Below are 17,304 nucleotides of genomic sequence, written 5' to 3'. Positions count from 1 at the left end.
TTTACGCATGTCGTTATCCCGAAACCGGTTCCCACTTTCAGGCGACATGCTTTAAAAGACACGGGATCTAAAAACTTCATTCAATCATAAACTGAATACGGTCACCACAAAAGCTGGCCACACCAAAAGCCAGGGGGCGTCCCGTCGTATCCACATCGATCTTAGTGGATTCTATCAATGGCCGTGTACGTGGTATATTAAGAAGCTTTGCTTCTGCACCAGATGGCATTCTGCTGCTGATCAGCGTGCTGTGCCGAACATAGTCGCTTATTCCATAAGCAGCGAGGGCGGCGGTTCTTGAAGCATTCGTGCGCAGCAACTTGTCGATTCCCGCAAAACGGGCCGCTTCATAATAATCCGTAATAAGGCCTGCTGGCCGATGATCAACGATAGCAAGTGCGGAGGCGGTGATGATTTCATCGCCAGGCGAAAGGTCAAGCGCCACCGCGACAGTCTCGGATGCATCGTCGTGAGTCGCATCGATGAAGCGACGCTCGCCGCTTAACCCCAGCCGCTTCAGATTTTCACTGAACCGGGTGCGGCTGTCGAGCAAAAATGGAATTGAGCGTTCGGCAACGAAAATCCCCCGCCCATGTTCAATCTGCACAAGGCCCTGCCGCTCCAGGGATGCGAGCGCCTGCCTGATGGTAAAACGACTCACGGAAAACTGCTTGCTCAAGCTGATCTCTGTCGGCAGTTGCTCTCCAGGTGCCAGTTTACCATCGTCGATCTGCTTTTGAATGTCGCTTGCAATCCGCCGCCATAAAGGATCCGAGGTACGTCTCACCATCACTTCTGCTCCTGAAAATCTTCCCCTGTCATACATATGAAACAGACATACTGTAAAGGACTGGACCTATAGTATTAGGCATATATTTCATTTTAAACTTGGTGAAATCTCCGAGTAATTTTTATTATTTTAATTAATAATCAAAATAACCAATATTAGATTGGTCTGTCATTCAGATTTATAAATAAAGATCTATTGTCCTTTTTGAGCATATCAACGCATTCATCAAGAAGGTACGATTATGACTACGATTTCCAGACGAAAATTTCTTGCTGCGGCATCCGCTGCCTCCACGATGGCCATTTTATCTGGCCCGTCACTTGCGCAAGCACGGCAACGCCCGGAACTGACGATTGCGGTACAAGGTCTACCCGTCAGTTTGGAGCCGGTGAATGCTATCAGCAATGTCGGAAACCGCATCAGCAATGCGATCTTCGATACGCTTATCCGTCGCGATTTTTTCAGCAATGCAGAAGGTTCAGGCGTCGCGCTCGTTCCGGCCATCGCCTCTTCGTGGCAGCGAGAAGATGATCGTACCTTGCGCTTGACCATCGCAGATGGCGTGAAATTTCATAATGGCCGCAATGTAACCGCTCAGGATGTCGCCTTCTCATTTTCGTCCGATCGCATATGGGGTGAAAAGCCCATGGTTGCGCGCGGTCCGCTATTTTCCGCCCGTTTCGAAAGCGTCGAGGCCGTCGACGACAAGACGGTTCTAATGCGGACAAAAGCTGCCGATTATTCACTTGAAAAGCGCCTTGCATCCTGGATTTCCTGGGTTGTACCGGAGAAGGAATATCGTGAAATGGGTCCGGATGCTTTCGGACAGAAGCCGATTGGAACCGGTCCTTACAAGTTTGTTGAATTCGTGAACGGAGATCGCGTCGTCCTGGAAGCCTTTGACGATTATTATCTCGGCAAGCCGACGGCTTCCCGCGTCACTTTCCAGGTTGTTCCGGAAGTCGCTTCCCGCGTCGCGGGCCTGATCAGCGGTGAATACGACATGGCATGTGCGCTTAGCCCGGACAATCTTGCGATGCTTGAAACCCAATCACATGTGGAGCCTCGCGCCTCGCAGATCGAAAACGTCCACCTCTATATCTATCAGAGCGATGCGCCAGTGGTTTCTGACCGTCGTATCCGTCAGGCGCTGAATCTCTCCATCGATCGTGACCTTCTCAACAAGGCGCTCTGGAGCGGCATGGCGGGTGTCACCAACGGATTCCAGATTCCGCAATATGGCGAATGCTATGATGCCGACCGACCGGGTTTCAAGCACGATCCCGAAAAGGCCCGTGCCCTTCTCAAGGAAGCTGGCTACAACGGAGAGAAGATCACATTCCGGACGCTTAACGACTATTATGTCAACTCGGTCGCCGCGATCCAGATGATGATGGAGATGTGGAAGTCGGTTGGCCTGAATGTCGACATGCAGATTCTCGAAACATGGGATCAGGTTCTGGCAAAGGGCCTTCAGATGCGCAATTGGTCGAATGGCTTCCAGATGCCGGATGCGGCGACTCCGCTGACAAGCGATTGGGGCCCCGGCGGCTCGGCGCAGACGACGCATGGCTGGAAAGCGCCGCAAGAATACAATGATCTCGCCGCCAGGGTCGCAAGCCTCCCTGACGGGACAGAACGCAAGCAGGCGTTTCAGCGGATGCTTGATATATGGGAAGAAGAAGCACCGGGCGCCGTATTGTACAGACCCGTCGAAATATATGGCGTTCGCAAGAATATCGGCTGGAAGCCGGTAAGCTTCGAATTCATGGATCTGCGGCCTTACAACCTCCAATTTGCTGACAGCTAAGATGAGCGACGTGACAAAGCGGGCGACCATGTCGCCCGCAAGCTGTCTTGAAGTGCGGGGGGTGACGGTCATCGCCCGTGCGACAGGCAAAATTCTTGTTGAAGATGTAAGTTTCGACCTTCGTGGCGGCGAGGCTCTTGCAATGGTAGGCGAAAGCGGTTCCGGCAAGAGCCTGACCGCACTCGCAACCCTCGGCCTTTTGTCGTCATCGGTACAGCTTGTGGCAGGCTCGGTCTGGCTGGACGGGAAGGACATTACCGGCCTGCAAGGCACTGCCGCAGCATTCCGGGGGCGCGAACTGGCGATGATTTTTCAGGATCCGCAATCCAGTCTGGATCCACGCTGGACAGTGGGTCGTTATCTTGCCAGGCAGATCCGCCGATTACAGGGCATCCGTTCAAGCGCGAAGATTGCCGAAACGACCCAAGCCCTTCTGGAAAGTGTCGGCCTGACGAATCCAGATCGTATCATGCGTAGCTATCCCCATGAACTTTCCGGGGGTATGGCACAACGTGTCATGATTGCCGGTGCGCTGGCCGGAAACCCCCACTTTCTTCTTGCTGACGAGCCGACTACGGCGCTCGATGTCACCACGCAGGCGCAAATTCTCGACCTGCTTGCAGAGCTTTGCAGCGAGCGTGGCCTGGGCCTGTTGATGATCACGCATGATCTGGGCGTCGTTGCCGATACGAGCGATCATGTCATGGTGCTTTATGGTGGGCGCATCATGGAAACTGGCACCACGCGAAAGGTACTTAATTCCCCGGCCCATCCCTACACGCGCGCCTTGCTGGCAGCTATGCCCGACATTGATTCTCCCTTGCCCCCGCGTTCGATCCCCGGAACGCCGGGTCGGCCCGCAGACGACGCCTGTTGTCCATTTCATCTACGTTGCGAACATGCTTTCAACCGCTGCCGCAGTGAAAGCCCGGCATTCACGCCGCATGGCGACGGGGGGCTGGCCTGTCACCTCGATGGCAGCATCTCGCGCGCAATAATGGAAGAAATCAAAGAAAGGGCAGACACATGACGCTTATAGAAGCTCGCGGCGTCTGCCGAATCTACGATAGCAGTTCGCTATTTCGAAAACACCAGAAGCTTGTTGCGGTTGATGGCGTGAGCATAGCGATCAAGGCGGGACGAACCCTTGCCGTCGTCGGCGAGAGCGGTTCGGGAAAAAGCACACTTGGTCGTCTTATGATCGGCGCCGATCTGCCTGATAGCGGCACTTTACGGTTTGATGGTATCGATCTTGCCCAACGGCCCCCTCGGCAGCGGCAATCCATGGCGCGTGATCTGCAAATGGTTTTCCAGAATGCTTTGGCCGCGCTCGATCCACGGCAATCAGTCGAAAGGCAGATTGCTGAACCTCTGCTCATCCATCGCCTGGCTGATCGCAAGGATGCCCAGCAACAGGCCCTTGCCCTGATGGAACGGGTCGGCCTGAACAGGCAACTTGGCAACCGGCTTCCCCTTGAGCTTTCCGGGGGACAGCGCCAGCGGGTCGTTATCGCGCGCGCCCTTATCACCCAGCCGCGTTTTGTTGTCTTTGACGAATCCGTATCTGCGCTCGATGTTTCGGTGCAGGCACAGATAATCGAGCTCATCCGGCAGCTTCAGCAAAACGAAGGCTTTGCGAGTATGTTCATCTCGCACGACCTGCGGGTCGTCCGACATGTCGCCGATGACGTGGCGGTCATGTATCTGGGCCGGATTGTCGAACAGGCACCCGCCACCAGACTCTTCGAGAGTCCTGCTCATCCCTATACCCGCGCGCTCATCGGAGCGATACCGGGCAAGCGGGGCATTGGCGGAGTGCATCCGCCACGCCTTGCGGGAGAGCCGCCTGACCCGGCGCGCAAACCGACCGGCTGTGCCTTTCATCCGCGATGCCCCATTGCCCGCGCCCTTTGCAGCAAAACACCTCCGCCAGAAATCACGGTCGGCACACAGCATCGCGCCGCCTGCCATTTTGCAAAGCCGACGCCGGCGGCCTTTCGTTCCGCTACATCCATATCCGGGAAGGACACGTCATGCGTATCATGACTTACAATATCCAGTACGGCAAAGGCCGAGACGATCAGTATGATATTATCCGTTCGGCAGAGGTCATGGCCGGTGCAGATATCGTTGGCATACAGGAAATCGAGTCCTGTTGGGATCGTTCAGGTAATGTCGATCAGCTTGAGGCTCTGGCGGGCCACCTGCGTGAAAAAGGACAAACCGTATTCACGGCTTTCGGCACAACGGTCGATATCCACAAATTGTTGCCGCCGGGCGAAAGCAAAAGCCAAGCGGTCCGCCGCCGCTTCGGCAACGCAATCCTGTCTCGCTGGCCCGTACTCAGCGTCAGAACTTTTCTGTTCCCGACCAAACTCACGCCGCTCAATGCGCACTCGATCCAGCGTGGCGTTACCGAAGCCGTGATCGATTGCCCGTCCGGCCCGTTGCGAATCTATACCTGCCACCTGTCGCATCTCAGTGAAGAAGAGCGGCTTGAACAGGCTCAATTCATTCTCCAGCTGCACCGCAACGCTGCATTGAACGGTCCTGCAAGCTCCGGTGATCACCCGGACCGAAGCTGGCTTGAAGATCCATTGCCAGCCGTGCCCGGCGAAGCAATCCTGATGGGCGATTTCAACGCTCAACCCGGCGGGCCGGTATATTCAGCACTGGTAGGCGCCTCTCATCCCCATTATGGGCGACTATTCGAACCTGATCGCTTTGTCGATAGCTGGTCGGCGCTCGGTTACAGCGAGACAGCGGGAGCCACCCTTTACCGAGACTGGGATGCCAAGGCCGGCATTCGCATCGATTACATCATGGTGTCGGCGGGCCTTGCCAACCGGCTTGTTGCAGCGGAAGTGCTCAAAGATGCCGATGCATCCGATCATCAGCCGTTGACGGTCGAACTGAAGGATACAGTGTGATCCGGTTCATCCTTTTTCGTACCGCCCGTACGGTTTTCACCATACTGACAGTAATGACCCTGACCTTTGTCATGCTTCGCTTGACAGGTGATCCCGCAGCCCAATTGCTGCCTGATAATGCCACAGAAGAAGTGATCGCCGCCTTTCGTGCGCAATGGGGCCTCGACCGACCGATTGCGGTGCAGTACATGCACTATCTAGCCAATCTGCTGACGGGCGACGGAGGCATTTCCATAGCCAATGGAAGGCCCGCCATAACGGTCGCGAGCGAAAGAATTCCGGCGACGCTATTGCTTACGGGAACGGCCTTTGTATTGATGTTGCTGATTGGCCTGCCGGTGGGCATTATTGCGGCGCTGAGGCGCGGCTCCCTGCTCGACCAGTCCCTGATGACGGTGTCCACAATCGGCTATAGCATACCAAACTTCGTTTTCGGCATTGGACTTGTCTATCTTCTGGCAGTGAGTTTTCGCCTGTTGCCGAGTTCCGGCAGCGCAACCTGGGCGCATATGATCTTGCCGGTCGCGACGCTCGGCCTGTCCGGTACAGCGGTCCTTGCCCGGTTCACCCGCTCGGCAGTCCTTGATGTACTGCATGAGCCTTATATACGTGCCGCACTGGCTTCCGGTGAAACTCCCCGTGAGACCATACTGCGCCATGTGCTTCCGAATGCTGCCATCCCGATCATTACCATCATGGGCTTTCTCGTCGGCGGGCTGGTGGGCGGCTCGATCATAGTGGAGCAGGTCTTTGCATGGCCGGGAATCGGTCGGCTTCTGGTCGATACCGTGGGCCAGCGCGATTTTACCGTCGTTCAGACCCTGGTAATGATCTTCACCATCGCCATCACGATGGCTAATCTTGCGGTCGATATGATTTACGGTTTTCTCAACCCGAGAATAAGGACAGGCGGCCTTGGCTGAGTTATCAATGACCCGGAGCACCGCCCGTCGTTGGCGTATCTCTCTGGTTTCAAATACCCCGCTCGTAACGCTTGCCGCTATTTGGCTGGCGCTGATGCTGATTGCGGCACTCTTTGCTCCATTGCTGGCTCCCTACGGTTTTGCCGAACAGCAGCCGCTGCAAAGACTGTCCCCGCCGAGCCTGCTGGGTTACGATACAAATTTCTGGCTCGGCAGCGATCATCTGGGCCGGGATGTTTTAAGCCGCACGATTTTCGCCATCCGTTTTTCCATAACGCTCGCCGTGCTGGGCACTTTGATCGGCGCTATGCTCGGGATTACGCTTGGCATGATCGCAGCGCGTCGACGGGGCTGGCTGGGCGAGACGATCATGACGATGGTCGACATTCAGGCTTCGTTGCCTTTCCTGATCTTTGCCATCATTGCGGTCGGGCTGCTTGGCAAGTCCTTCTGGCTGATTGTCATCATCATCGGGTTCGCGGGCTGGGAGCGCTATGCACGCCTGACGCGCGGACTGGTGCTGGATGCAGAGGCAAATGGCTATGCTGGGGCGCTACGTATTCTTGGCGCTAAAACGCCCAGAATTTATGTTCTGCACATCCTCCCCAACATTTTGGGCACGCTTCTCGTTCAGATGACGCTCAGCTTCCCTGAAAGCATTCTATTGGAGACCGGCTTGAGTTTTCTTGGCCTGGGGGTCCAGCCGCCACTGACATCCCTTGGCCTTATGGTCAGCGAAAGCCGCAACTATATCGTTACGGCGTGGTGGATGGCCGCCGCACCCAGCCTCGCTATCGTATTGACGACCTTATCGTTTGCGATCGTTGGAGACTGGATACGGGATAAAATCAGTCACTCCCTATAGCATTGAAATGCAACACCTCCTCCGCTTGCCCGCAGATTGCTCATTTTCACCCAGAAGTGATCGCGTGGAGAGTTCGCAGTGCCGTCCGTGGTCAGCGCACCGACATCTTCCGGGTCCGGCAGATCAAACGCCAAATGTACGGCCGAGGAAAATTTGATCTGCTCGAAGCACGTATCGTCGGAACACCCTGATGTCATCGAGATTGCATCAGCCCCCTGTTTAGATGCTGATAACCCCTGAAATGGGGGCCTTATTCCAAGCTTAATGGCACTTCACGCAAACACGACAGAGACCGGGCTGCCGATCTCATAGGTTGCGCCAAACGGCGAAAGCGCGCCGCTGGTCTGATCAATCTTATAGACCACAAGCGAATGGCCGTCCTGATTGGCTGCGACCAGATAGTGTCCGCTCGGATCGATTGCGAAATCGCGCGGTGTCTCACCCTGCGTCGAATACCAGCCAACAGTTTCCATTTGCCCGCTGTCGGCATTTACCCTGAAAGCGACGATTGAATCGTGACCACGATTGGAAGCATAGACAAAGCGTCCATTCGGATGAACGCGTATCGCGGCGCAAGCCGATTCACCGGTGAAATCCTCCGGCAAGGTGGAAATTTCCTGGATCAGGCGTATTTCGTCGCCATCAAAAGCATAGGCGCTCACCGAGCAGCCCAATTCGTGCACGACGAAGAACTGCGATCCATCGGTCGAAAGCGCCAGATGCCGGGGCAGATAACCGCCTCTGGTTTTCACCACAAGATCGCTACTCGTTTCGATCAAGCCTTTGGCAAGCGAATAGCGCGCGATTTCATCCGTTCCCGCATCGCAGACCAGAACGTGGCCGCCATCGGGTGTAACCGCAGCACAGTGGACATGCGGGCCTTCCTGCCTGCTCTCATTCGGGCCCGTCCCGCTACGCTGAATATTGACTGTCACGCCGGTCGGCACACCGGAAGCGTCAAGTTCGCAGGTAACGAAATTCCCGCTCAAATAATTGGAGACAAAAAGCCTGTCTCCGGTTTTGTCCAGCGCGACATGGCAAGGCCAGTCGCCCTCAGCATCGACACGTCCGAGCACACGCATGGCGCCCGATGCCTTGTCGAAACTGAGTGCTGCGACAGCGGAGCCATCCCTGCCGAAAAGCTCTTCGACGGAATAAAGCGTTTTTTTATCGGCGGAGAGCGTGAGATAGGTCGGATTGCGGAGTTCGGTGAATTGCGAAACCGGTGTGATACGACCGCTCTCTTTGGAAAGGCGCAGAACGCTGATCCCCTGCCCGCGCGCCTGCACATGCGGGAGTGAATCCGTATAGCTGCCGATGAGGAGGGTGATTTCGTCCGGATTGTTATTCTGTTCGGTCATGACAGGGTTCTTTTCCATTCATTGGCCAATACGGGCGTAAAGATCGTCCTGCGGCTGATAACCGAGGAACCGCTTGCCATTTTCAAGGCTCCAGTCCGAGCCGGCATTTGCCGATACGCCATTGACGACAATACTTGGCTCCGGCCAGCCATCGCTCGATGCGGTAACGCTGGTGAATACGAGCTGCTCGAAATCCGCGTTGGATAGCCACATATTGCGGAACCATCGCAATGTGCGTGCTTCCTCCACGTCGACCGCGGTGGTTGAACTCTGCCCGCTCGGGGAGCCGGAGGTGCTGATGTCGGCAGGGTCATTATCACCCGGTAACGCCCAGCCGACACGCAACGACACCGCGCTCAAGCGTCCATTGGAGCCTGCGGCGAGACCGGCAACAAAACGCTCGCCCATGATCTTGGATGAACCATAGGCGGTGGAGTCGATGTCTTTCGTACCATCGTTCCACCGGGTGCCGGGGGCCGGCGCCAATTCCTCACGCAATGCGCCGGGCGACATGGCGGCGGCGAGTTCACCGTCCTTGTAACCGCCCATCGCATGATTGGACGAACAGAAGACATAGCGAGCAACGCCGTGTTCGAGACAGGCAAGCCCGAGATTGACGGTCATGTCGAATGAAGCAGCGGCTTCGGACCATGTGGAATCCGGCACGGGATTTTTCGCGGCAAAATGGACAACGGCATCCACGTCTTTCAGATGCTGCCGCCAGCTTCCATTTGCATCCGTCAGATCAGCAACGACGACTTCGATCTTGTCGTTTTCCGGTTTGGGCGGTGTGCGATTGGGCGAATGGAAGCCGATGACTTTCTTGCACCAGGGTGCTGCCGCCAGTGCGGCGACGGCCTTCGCACCCAAATTGCCACCGGCGCCCGTCACAATCACTGTTTTCGCCGCCCTCAATTTGGCATCATTCTCCATATGTCTCACTCCCTTTCAGTACCTTTGCGTCTTTAGCGCATGAATTGTTCAACAGCTCAAACGCCCTGCCCTATTCTTGCGGCGCAGAATAATGGTGCAGCGGCGGGCGAAACCTCAGGACATCCTCGTTCAGAGCGCCAATGTCCGGGCATCCAAGAAGCCCCAGTCCACGGTCCACTTCCGAAGCCAGAATGCCAATGGCGTGCTGCGCGCCCGCCTCGCCTCCTGCGGCAAGGCCATAAATCCCGGCCCGGCCGATCAGCACCAGATCAGCCCCCAGGGCCTTCGCCTTGAGAATATCCGTGCCGCGCCGGAAACCGCCGTCCAGCAATATGGCGAGTTTGCCCTTCAAATCGGCGGCAATTTCCGGCAGCACTTCCAAGGCTGAAACCGCGCCGTCGAGCTGACGCCCGCCGTGATTGGAAATCACGATGCCATCTGCACCACAATCGAGCGCCAGTCTTGCATCCGCAACCGTCGAGATGCCCTTCACAATGAGTTTTCCCGGCCAGAGGTCGCGCAACCAACGAATGTCGTCCCAGTTAAGGGATGGGTCAAGCTCGCGCGCCAGCACAGCCGACGCGCCCTTGGCGGAGTCCTGTCCCGGCGGCAAGAGATCGCCAAGGTTTTTGAACCGTGGCAACCCATGCGGGATCGGCACGTCCAGCAGCCAGCGCGGATGCAAAGCCGTATCGATGAGGTTGCGCAAGTTGAGTTTCATGGGGCGGCGAAAATTGCGCAGGTCCCATTCGCGATTGCCGTAAACGGGAATGTCCGTCGTGACCACAAGCCCCTGAAACCCGGCAGCCTTGGCACGTTCCGCAATTTTACGAACGAATTCACGCGTGCGGTACAAATAGACCTGCATCCACAAGGTGCCGCCCGCATATTTGGCAATATCCTCCAACGAGGTATTCGAGACATTGCTGAGCGTAAATGGAATGCCCGCCTTCGCAGCGGCACGCGCAAGCTTCAGGTCGCCCTGATGCGTGAGCATTCCATTAAAACCGGTCGGTCCGATCGCAAACGGGCTCGCCACGCGCTGACCGAAGAGTTCAACCGACTGGTCACGGTCGGTCACATCGACAAGCGTGCGCGGCAGAAAGCCGATCTGTTCGAATACTTCCCGGTTACGGCGCAATGTTACTTCGTCATCCGCTCCGCCTTCAACGTATTCGAAACAGAAATTCGGCGTTCGACGGCGTGCAATCAGACGCAACTCCTCGATGCTGCGGGCGCGCTTGAAATCCCAACCGGCGTAATAACGTCTTTTCATCAAATACTCGCTGTCCGTTGCAAAACATGACGATGTAAATAGAAATGTAACATGTCATTTATTGCTCAGACGGTTCCGCATCATCTGCGGAACCGTCTGCCTTGGGAATTATGTCAGCCGCTGTGATACCCGCCGTCCACCGGCAATACGGCGCCGGTGACAAAGAGTGCCGCAGGCGAAGCGAGGAAGAGCGTCGGGCCGACCAGATCTTCCACCGTGCCCCAGCGCTTCAGGGCTGCGCGCTGTGCAATCTTGTCCGCGCTGCCCTCGACCTGCCAGAGATCCTTTGTCATGTCCGTCTTGTGATAACCCGGCGCGATGGCATTGACGCGCACGCCGTCACGTCCATATTTATGCGCCATGGCGCGGGTCAGACCGACAATGCCAGCCTTGCTCGCGGTGTAGGCGGGCACGGTTTCGTCGGCAAGATAGCTCAGCATCGAAGCCACATTAACGATGTTGCCGCCGCTCGCCTTCAAAAGAGGATAAGCGCTGCGGGCGAGACGCATGGCGCTCGACAGGTTGATGTCGATCACATTCAGGAATGTGTCTTCGTCCCATTCCTTGTCGGGGCGGGAAATGCCCTGACAATTCACAAGAACATCCAGGCGCCCAAGCTTGCCAAAAAACGCATCGACACCCGGCGCGTCGCGAACATCCAGACGCTGGAATGAAAGCCGGTCGGTCGCAAATTGCGCGGCTTCTGCAATACGTTGTTCGGAACTGCCGGTGGCAATGACAGTCGCACCGGCTTCGGCAAAACCGCGCGCCATGGCAAGACCGATGCCGCTGGTGCCACCGGAAACGATCACGACCTTGCCGTCGAAGACCGGCTTTGCGAATGTGCTTGCACCCATTTTATATAACCTCCTCTTCAGTCCTTGAAATCACGAAGCCAATGCTTTGAGTGCCGAAACCACCATGTCGGCTGTAATTGGCATCGGTTCGTTATGAATAATCTCGCCTTCGCGGGTGGCGCGTCTCGCCACGATGGCGAGCTTTTCTTGCGTTACCTCCGTAATGCCTATGTCGGACAGGCAGGTCGGGAGGCGTACCGATCGGCAGAAACTGCACACGCGTTCGTATTCTTCGGCTTCGCCGGCCATGAGCAGTCCTGCCAGCACGCCGATGGCAACCTTTTCACCATGCAGGTGATGATGCACATCGTCCAGTTCGCAAAGCCCATGGTGAATAGCGTGGGCGGCTGCGACACCACCCGATTCAAAACCGATGCCGGACAAGAGAATATTGGCTTCGACAACACGTTCCAGCGCCGGTCCCGCCTCGTTGCGGTCGCATTGCGCCAGCGCTTCTTCGCCAAAGGCAAAGATTTCATCGCGGCATCTGGAAGCGATGGCATAAGCCAGACTGGCACCGGGCAGACCCATGCAATTATGCGCACCACTTCGGCGGCAGGCGTCAGCCTCATAGAAGGTTGCCAGGGCATCGCCGATCCCCGCCGCCAGAAAGCGGGACGGCGCGCGCGCGATCAGCAGCGTATCGACAAGGACGAGATCGGGATTGCGCGGCAGGAACAGATCGTAAGCGACTGTTCCGTCGTCACGATAGACAACCGCAAGCGCACTGCACGGTGCGTCGGATGCGGCAATTGTCGGCACGACGACCACCGGAACCCCAAGCCGGTGCGCGACCGCCTTGGCCGTATCGAGCACCTTGCCTCCGCCAATCCCCACGATCAGGTCACAGGAGGATGTGACCGCCAGTTCGTGGACATGCTCGACTTCTGTTTCCGAGCACTCACCGCCATGTCTGACGGCCGCCGGATGCATATCCTCGCCGAAAGCAGAACGCAGACGCGGTTGCAATTCGGGGAAAAGGAACCCATCCAGAAGAGCCAGCGGTCGGGAACCGAGTTCACGGCTGTGTTGCCCCAGTTGCGCGAAGACGTCCGGTCCCTGAATATAGCGGCCCGGAAAGCGAATACCATGGAGGGTGGCGGTGACGCTCATGAACCTCCTCCGATCCGGACCACAATTTTCCCTGATACGGTGCATTCACGCATGTTCTTGAGCGCATCGACCGCTGCTTCCAGCGAAATGACCTGCTCGATCATCGGGTCGAGCTTGTTTTGCTGCAAAAGCGCCAGCATTGCGTCACCCATCACGGCAAAGTCTCTCTGGGTCGGAATGTGGCCGGCCGCATAAGCGCCACCCAGCGCAACCTCATGAATGGAGGCCGCATAGGTATAAGGCGGAACCATATTCAGAACCGGCATGGGATCGATGCAGAGCAGATGCCCGTTATAACGGATCAGGTCCAGTGACTGCCGCGCATCGCCGGGATTGGCAACTTCCAGCATGATGTCGGCGCCGTAACCGCCGGTGAGCGCACGGACCTGTTCCTTCAGGTCTTTCGCGTGCCGGTCCAAGACGTAATCAGCGCCGAGCGATCTTATGCGCGGCTCCTGATCCTTGCGTGCCAGAGCAATGACGGTCGCACCTCTGGATTTGGCAATCTGCATGGCAAAGCCGCCCACAGCGCCGCTTGCGCCTTGAACGAGAACCGTTTGCCCCGCTTCCACGCGCGCCTTACGCACCAATGCCTGATAGGCGGTCAGGCCTGCACAGGGCAGTGCCGCCGCAGACGTCGCCGCAATATCATCCGGCAGTCTCGACAGGACATGGCTGTCGGCCAGTGCAAATTCGGCCAGCACACCCTGCCGGTTCAGGTCGCTGTGCCATACGACGCGATCTCCGCTCTTCCAGCCCGTCACATCCGGCCCCACACTGTCGATCACACCGGCACCGTCGAGCCCGACGACATGCGCGCCGGTTCCCTGCCACCATGGCGCAAAACCGGTCGCGAGTTTCCAGTCCACAGGGTTGAGCGAAGCGGCTTCGACGCGGATGCGGACCTGACCTTTTGCCGGTTGCGGGCGTGGAATTCGGCGCAGGCTAACGCCGTTCATCGCCTCATCGGGTGTATCGCACACGACGGCCCACATCAGCGACTCTTCTGAAACATGTAACATGTTAGAATTTTCTGCAATCTGATCTCGGTTTGTCATAGCATTACGCTTCCATCAGGCCGGCATAATAGACTTCGGAATAACCGATATGCTGGCGCAGAAGCTTTTGCACCGCTTCCACATCATTGGCGCTGATCGCATCGCGCAGCCCCTTGTGCTCGTTGAGCGAATGCTCGACATGCTGCGGTTGCTGGCTGAAACGCGTGCGAAGCGCTGCAAAACGGCTATTGACCTTGCTGGTAAACGTCTCCTCCAGGAAAGGCGACTGCGCGCGCTCCACGAACAGAAGATGCAGCCTCGTATCGAGCTTTTGATATTCGTCAATTGCATCGCGCCGCGTGCAATCGACCATCTCGTCATAAATTTCGCTGACGCTGCGTTGCAGGACGGGCAGGCTGCGCTGCATGGCAAGCGAGACTGCCTCCAGTTCCAGCGCCGTGCGCAGCTCGGAGAGAGCCTGAAGTTCCTGCGGCGTCGGCTTGAAAACAAAAGTCCCCGACTGGGGCCGGATTTCAATCAACCCTTCCGCTTCAAGGCGGATATAGGCGGAGCGGATCGGTGCCTTCGTGACCTGATAAAGTTCCGAAAGCTGCCCTTCAGAAATCTTCTCGCCCAGTGCAAATTCGTTGTTGACTATATCGGCACGCAGTCGTTCCAGCACGATCTCAGATACCGGTTTCGGTCGGACAATCCTTGCAATCGTTTTCTTGGCTCTCATATCATCCTGCCCGCCTGCTCCCCATGGCACCGTTCACAGTACCGCTCATCGCTTCGACTGCCTTTGCCGCAATCACAAGTGTCGTCGAGTTGGTGTTGCCACTGATGATATTCGGCATTGCGGAAGTATCGCCGATTCGCAAGCCTTCGACACCCATCACCTTGAGATCGCTGGTCACAACTGCGTTCGGGTCGCCCTCACGCCCCATTCGTGCCGTTCCGACCGGATGATAAACTGTTTTGACGAATGCTCTGGCATGTTTGGCCAGCTCTTCGTCCGTATCCTTGCCCATACCGGGAAAGATTTCGCGATCGACCATATGCTTGAGCGGTGCGCAATCCAGCACCCGGCGCGCCTGACGCAAGCCGGCGATAGACAAGCGCAAGTCTTCGGGATCGGACAGATAATTCGGGTTCACAAGCGGTTGTTCGCCGGCCTTTCCGGAAGCAAGACGGACCGTTCCTCTGGATGCCGGACGCAGCACACAGGAATTGATGGTAACACCATAGCTCGGCTTCAGATCCGTCGTGCCGCGGTCGAGATAGACCGACGGAATACAGAACTGCTGTATCTTCGCATCGTTTGAGAAATCGTCCGGGTCGAAGAACGAACCGGCTTCCACCCCGTTCGATGTGACGGGGCCACTTTTGAACAGAAGATATTGCAGGCCGTTGCGGATCTGGTTCCAGCCCCTGTCCTGTCCGAAATAGCCATATTTGCCGTTACAGAAGGCAAGGACCGGCACCTCGGTGTGATCCTGAAGGTTTTCGCCCACGCCCGGACGATCCAGCACAACGTCAATACCGTGCGCCTTCAGCTGTTGCTGCGGACCGATACCCGACAGCATGAGGATTTTAGGTGTGGCGATAGCTCCTGCGCACAGCACCACTTCCTTTTGCGCCTCGATCTCGGTCATCGCATTGCCGCGCGAGAATATCACGCTCTTTGCGCGTCCATTTTCAATACGCACCCGATGAACGAGACTGCCGCTTGAAATATCGATGAGGCCGGTTTTCATCGCCGGGTAGAGAAAAGCATCTGCGGCCGAACAGCGGCGGCCATTATGCGTGTTGAGCTGGAAAAACCCCGCTCCGGTCTGGTGACCGCGATTGAAGTCGGCCTTGAACGGTAATCCTGTTGCCTGCGCCGCCTGCACATAAGCCCGCGACAGCTCGTTGACATGCAGCGGGTCTGATACTTTCATCGGCCCTTCGCTGCCATGAAGATCGTCATTGAAACGATTATTGCCCTCAATAGCGCGGAACAATGGTAACAGGCGCTCGTAACGCCAGCCCTCGTCGCCGGTCGCTTCCACCCAGCGGTCATAATCGGTGGACTGGCCACGGATGTAAACCATGGCATTGACCGAAGACCCGCCGCCGATAACGCGGCCCGATGGAATGACCGGTGTGCGTCCATTGAGCTGTTCCTGTCGTATCGACTGGAAAAACCACATATAGCGCGCAGCATTCAGAAGCTTCACATAACCTGCCGGCATCTGGATCAGCGGATTGCGATCCGACCCGCCAGCCTCGAGAACCAGAACGCTCGCGCCCTGTTCGGCCATCTTGGCCGCGATATAGGAACCGGACGTACCGCCACCGACGACGATATAATCATAAGCCTTGCGCGTCATTTGAACTGGTCTTCCTTTGCCGCGTGAAACAGGAGCAATTGGGACGGATCGATGGAGATCGTGACCGCCTCACCGCGCCCTACACGAATATCCGGCGGAGTGACGATGGATATGCGCGTCGCACCGACATCGGCAAAGACGATGCTGTGATCCTGTAGTTCCTCGGTGATGAAAGCCTTGGCTTGCAATTGGATCGGGCCATGTGCGCCGAGTTTGAGGAAATGCGGACGCACCGCAATGTTTCCTTGCGGCCCAACATCGTGCAGGCGCGGCAGGAGGTGTTCGGGCAGCTCGATACGATTGCCTTCCACATCCAGCGCACGGTCCGAAGCGACTTTATAGGGAAGAAAATTGATCGGAGGCTCGCCCACGAAGCCCGCCACAAAAGCATTTTTCGGGCGCTGGTAAATCTCGGAGGGAACGTCGAATTGCTGAATATTGCCGTTGCTCATGACCATGATACGATCGGCGAGTGCGAGAGCCTCTTCCTGATCATGGGTCACATAGATCATCGTATGGGCAAATTCCTGATGGATCGCCTTGATGAACCGCCGCATACGATAACGCTGACGCGTGTCGAGATGGCTGATGGGTTCATCCAGCAGGAAGACCGACGGCTTCCTGACCAATGCGCGCGCCAGTGAAACACGCTGTGCCTGACCGGACGACAGACCGCCGGGACGCAATGAGAGCAAAGGCTCCAGCTCCATCTTGGATGCGATGTCACGCACACGCTTTTTCACTTCCGCATCCGCCATGCCGGATGCGCGCAGGGGAAAGGCTATATTTTCGAACACGGTAATCGGCGCATAAAGCGCATAATTCTCAAAGCTCATGGCGACGTTGCGATCACGAGCGCGCACATCGTTGACTTTTTTGCCGTCGAAATAGATCGCGCCATCGGAGATGGTTTCCAGACCCGCAATCATACGCATGGTCGAGGACTTGCCGCAGCCGGAAGGACCCAGAATAGCGACAAATTCACCGTCATTGATCTCGAAATTCAGCGGATGCACGGCTTCAACACTGCCATACCGCTTGACGAGATTTTCCGCTCTTATCGATGCCATTTG

The 17,304-nt window shown here is 56.8% G+C and carries 16 protein-coding genes; 6 read left to right on the top strand and 10 right to left on the bottom strand.

The window, feature by feature from the left end:
- Positions 1–76 precede the first annotated feature (76 nt).
- Positions 77–790 carry a phosphonate metabolism transcriptional regulator PhnF gene (gene phnF / locus DKP76_RS12650; RefSeq protein ID WP_158279446.1) on the bottom strand — a complete coding sequence of 238 codons (714 nt, stop codon included), beginning with the start codon at positions 788–790 and terminating at the stop codon, positions 77–79.
- 241 nt (positions 791–1,031) lie between these two features.
- Between phnF and DKP76_RS12645 the strand changes: the two genes are divergently transcribed.
- The 6 genes from DKP76_RS12645 to DKP76_RS12620 are packed head-to-tail and all read left to right on the top strand — an operon-like array spanning position 1,032 to position 7,318.
- The gene (locus DKP76_RS12645; RefSeq protein ID WP_109707155.1) at positions 1,032–2,600 is read left to right on the top strand and encodes an ABC transporter substrate-binding protein; all 1,569 of its coding nucleotides are present in this window, start codon (positions 1,032–1,034) and stop codon (positions 2,598–2,600) included.
- Position 2,601: 1 nt separating this feature from the next.
- Positions 2,602–3,630 (top strand): ABC transporter ATP-binding protein, encoded by a 1,029-nt coding sequence (locus DKP76_RS12640; protein WP_109707154.1) that lies wholly within the window; start codon positions 2,602–2,604, stop codon positions 3,628–3,630.
- Positions 3,627–4,646 (top strand): ABC transporter ATP-binding protein, encoded by a 1,020-nt coding sequence (locus DKP76_RS12635; protein WP_109707153.1) that lies wholly within the window; start codon positions 3,627–3,629, stop codon positions 4,644–4,646. Before DKP76_RS12640 ends, DKP76_RS12635 begins: the two co-directional genes overlap by 4 nt.
- Positions 4,634–5,530 (top strand): endonuclease/exonuclease/phosphatase family protein, encoded by an 897-nt coding sequence (locus tag DKP76_RS12630; RefSeq protein ID WP_158279445.1) that lies wholly within the window; start codon positions 4,634–4,636, stop codon positions 5,528–5,530. The genes DKP76_RS12635 and DKP76_RS12630 overlap by 13 nt, the downstream gene beginning before the upstream one ends.
- A complete protein-coding gene (locus tag DKP76_RS12625) occupies positions 5,527–6,453 on the top strand; it encodes an ABC transporter permease (RefSeq protein WP_109707150.1) in 927 nt (308 codons plus the stop codon). Before DKP76_RS12630 ends, DKP76_RS12625 begins: the two co-directional genes overlap by 4 nt.
- A 7-nt stretch (positions 6,454–6,460) precedes the next feature.
- Positions 6,461–7,318: an ABC transporter permease gene (locus DKP76_RS12620; RefSeq protein WP_109707148.1), complete on the top strand. Its 858-nt coding sequence runs from the start codon at positions 6,461–6,463 to the stop codon at positions 7,316–7,318.
- A 272-nt stretch (positions 7,319–7,590) separates the two neighbouring features.
- Here DKP76_RS12620 and DKP76_RS12615 read toward each other — a convergent pair whose 3' ends face one another.
- The 9 genes from DKP76_RS12615 to DKP76_RS12575 form a co-directional block, all read right to left on the bottom strand.
- Positions 7,591–8,679: a lactonase family protein gene (locus tag DKP76_RS12615; RefSeq protein ID WP_158279444.1), complete on the bottom strand. Its 1,089-nt coding sequence runs from the start codon at positions 8,677–8,679 to the stop codon at positions 7,591–7,593.
- An 18-nt stretch (positions 8,680–8,697) separates the two neighbouring features.
- Positions 8,698–9,612 carry an NAD-dependent epimerase/dehydratase family protein gene (locus DKP76_RS12610; RefSeq protein WP_109707144.1) on the bottom strand — a complete coding sequence of 305 codons (915 nt, stop codon included), beginning with the start codon at positions 9,610–9,612 and terminating at the stop codon, positions 8,698–8,700.
- Positions 9,613–9,682: 70 nt separating this feature from the next.
- Complete coding sequence (locus tag DKP76_RS12605; protein ID WP_109707142.1) at positions 9,683–10,888, bottom strand: alpha-hydroxy acid oxidase; 1,206 nt, start codon at positions 10,886–10,888, stop codon at positions 9,683–9,685.
- A 113-nt stretch (positions 10,889–11,001) separates the two neighbouring features.
- A complete protein-coding gene (locus tag DKP76_RS12600) occupies positions 11,002–11,745 on the bottom strand; it encodes an SDR family NAD(P)-dependent oxidoreductase (protein WP_109707140.1) in 744 nt (247 codons plus the stop codon).
- A 30-nt stretch (positions 11,746–11,775) separates the two neighbouring features.
- Positions 11,776–12,858, bottom strand: coding sequence for a glycerol dehydrogenase (locus DKP76_RS12595; protein ID WP_109707138.1), 1,083 nt, complete (start codon positions 12,856–12,858; stop codon positions 11,776–11,778).
- Positions 12,855–13,880, bottom strand: a complete 1,026-nt coding sequence (locus DKP76_RS12590; protein WP_245410226.1) for a zinc-binding dehydrogenase — start codon at positions 13,878–13,880, stop codon at positions 12,855–12,857. Before DKP76_RS12590 ends, DKP76_RS12595 begins: the two co-directional genes overlap by 4 nt.
- Positions 13,881–13,920: 40 nt before the next feature.
- On the bottom strand, positions 13,921–14,595 hold the full coding sequence (locus DKP76_RS12585) for a GntR family transcriptional regulator (protein WP_109707136.1): 675 nt from the start codon (positions 14,593–14,595) through the stop codon (positions 13,921–13,923).
- Between the two features lies 1 nt (position 14,596).
- Positions 14,597–16,231, bottom strand: coding sequence for a GMC family oxidoreductase (locus DKP76_RS12580; protein ID WP_109707134.1), 1,635 nt, complete (start codon positions 16,229–16,231; stop codon positions 14,597–14,599).
- A complete protein-coding gene (locus tag DKP76_RS12575; RefSeq protein WP_109707132.1) occupies positions 16,228–17,301 on the bottom strand; it encodes an ABC transporter ATP-binding protein in 1,074 nt (357 codons plus the stop codon). The genes DKP76_RS12580 and DKP76_RS12575 overlap by 4 nt, the downstream gene beginning before the upstream one ends.
- Positions 17,302–17,304: the final 3 nt, after the last annotated feature.

It is taken from the genome of Falsochrobactrum shanghaiense, assembly GCF_003149535.1.
Taxonomy (GTDB): domain Bacteria; phylum Pseudomonadota; class Alphaproteobacteria; order Rhizobiales; family Rhizobiaceae; genus Brucella; species Brucella shanghaiense.
The sequence above is the reverse complement of the archived record's forward strand: the minus strand, read 5'-3'. Positions and strand labels throughout refer to the sequence as shown.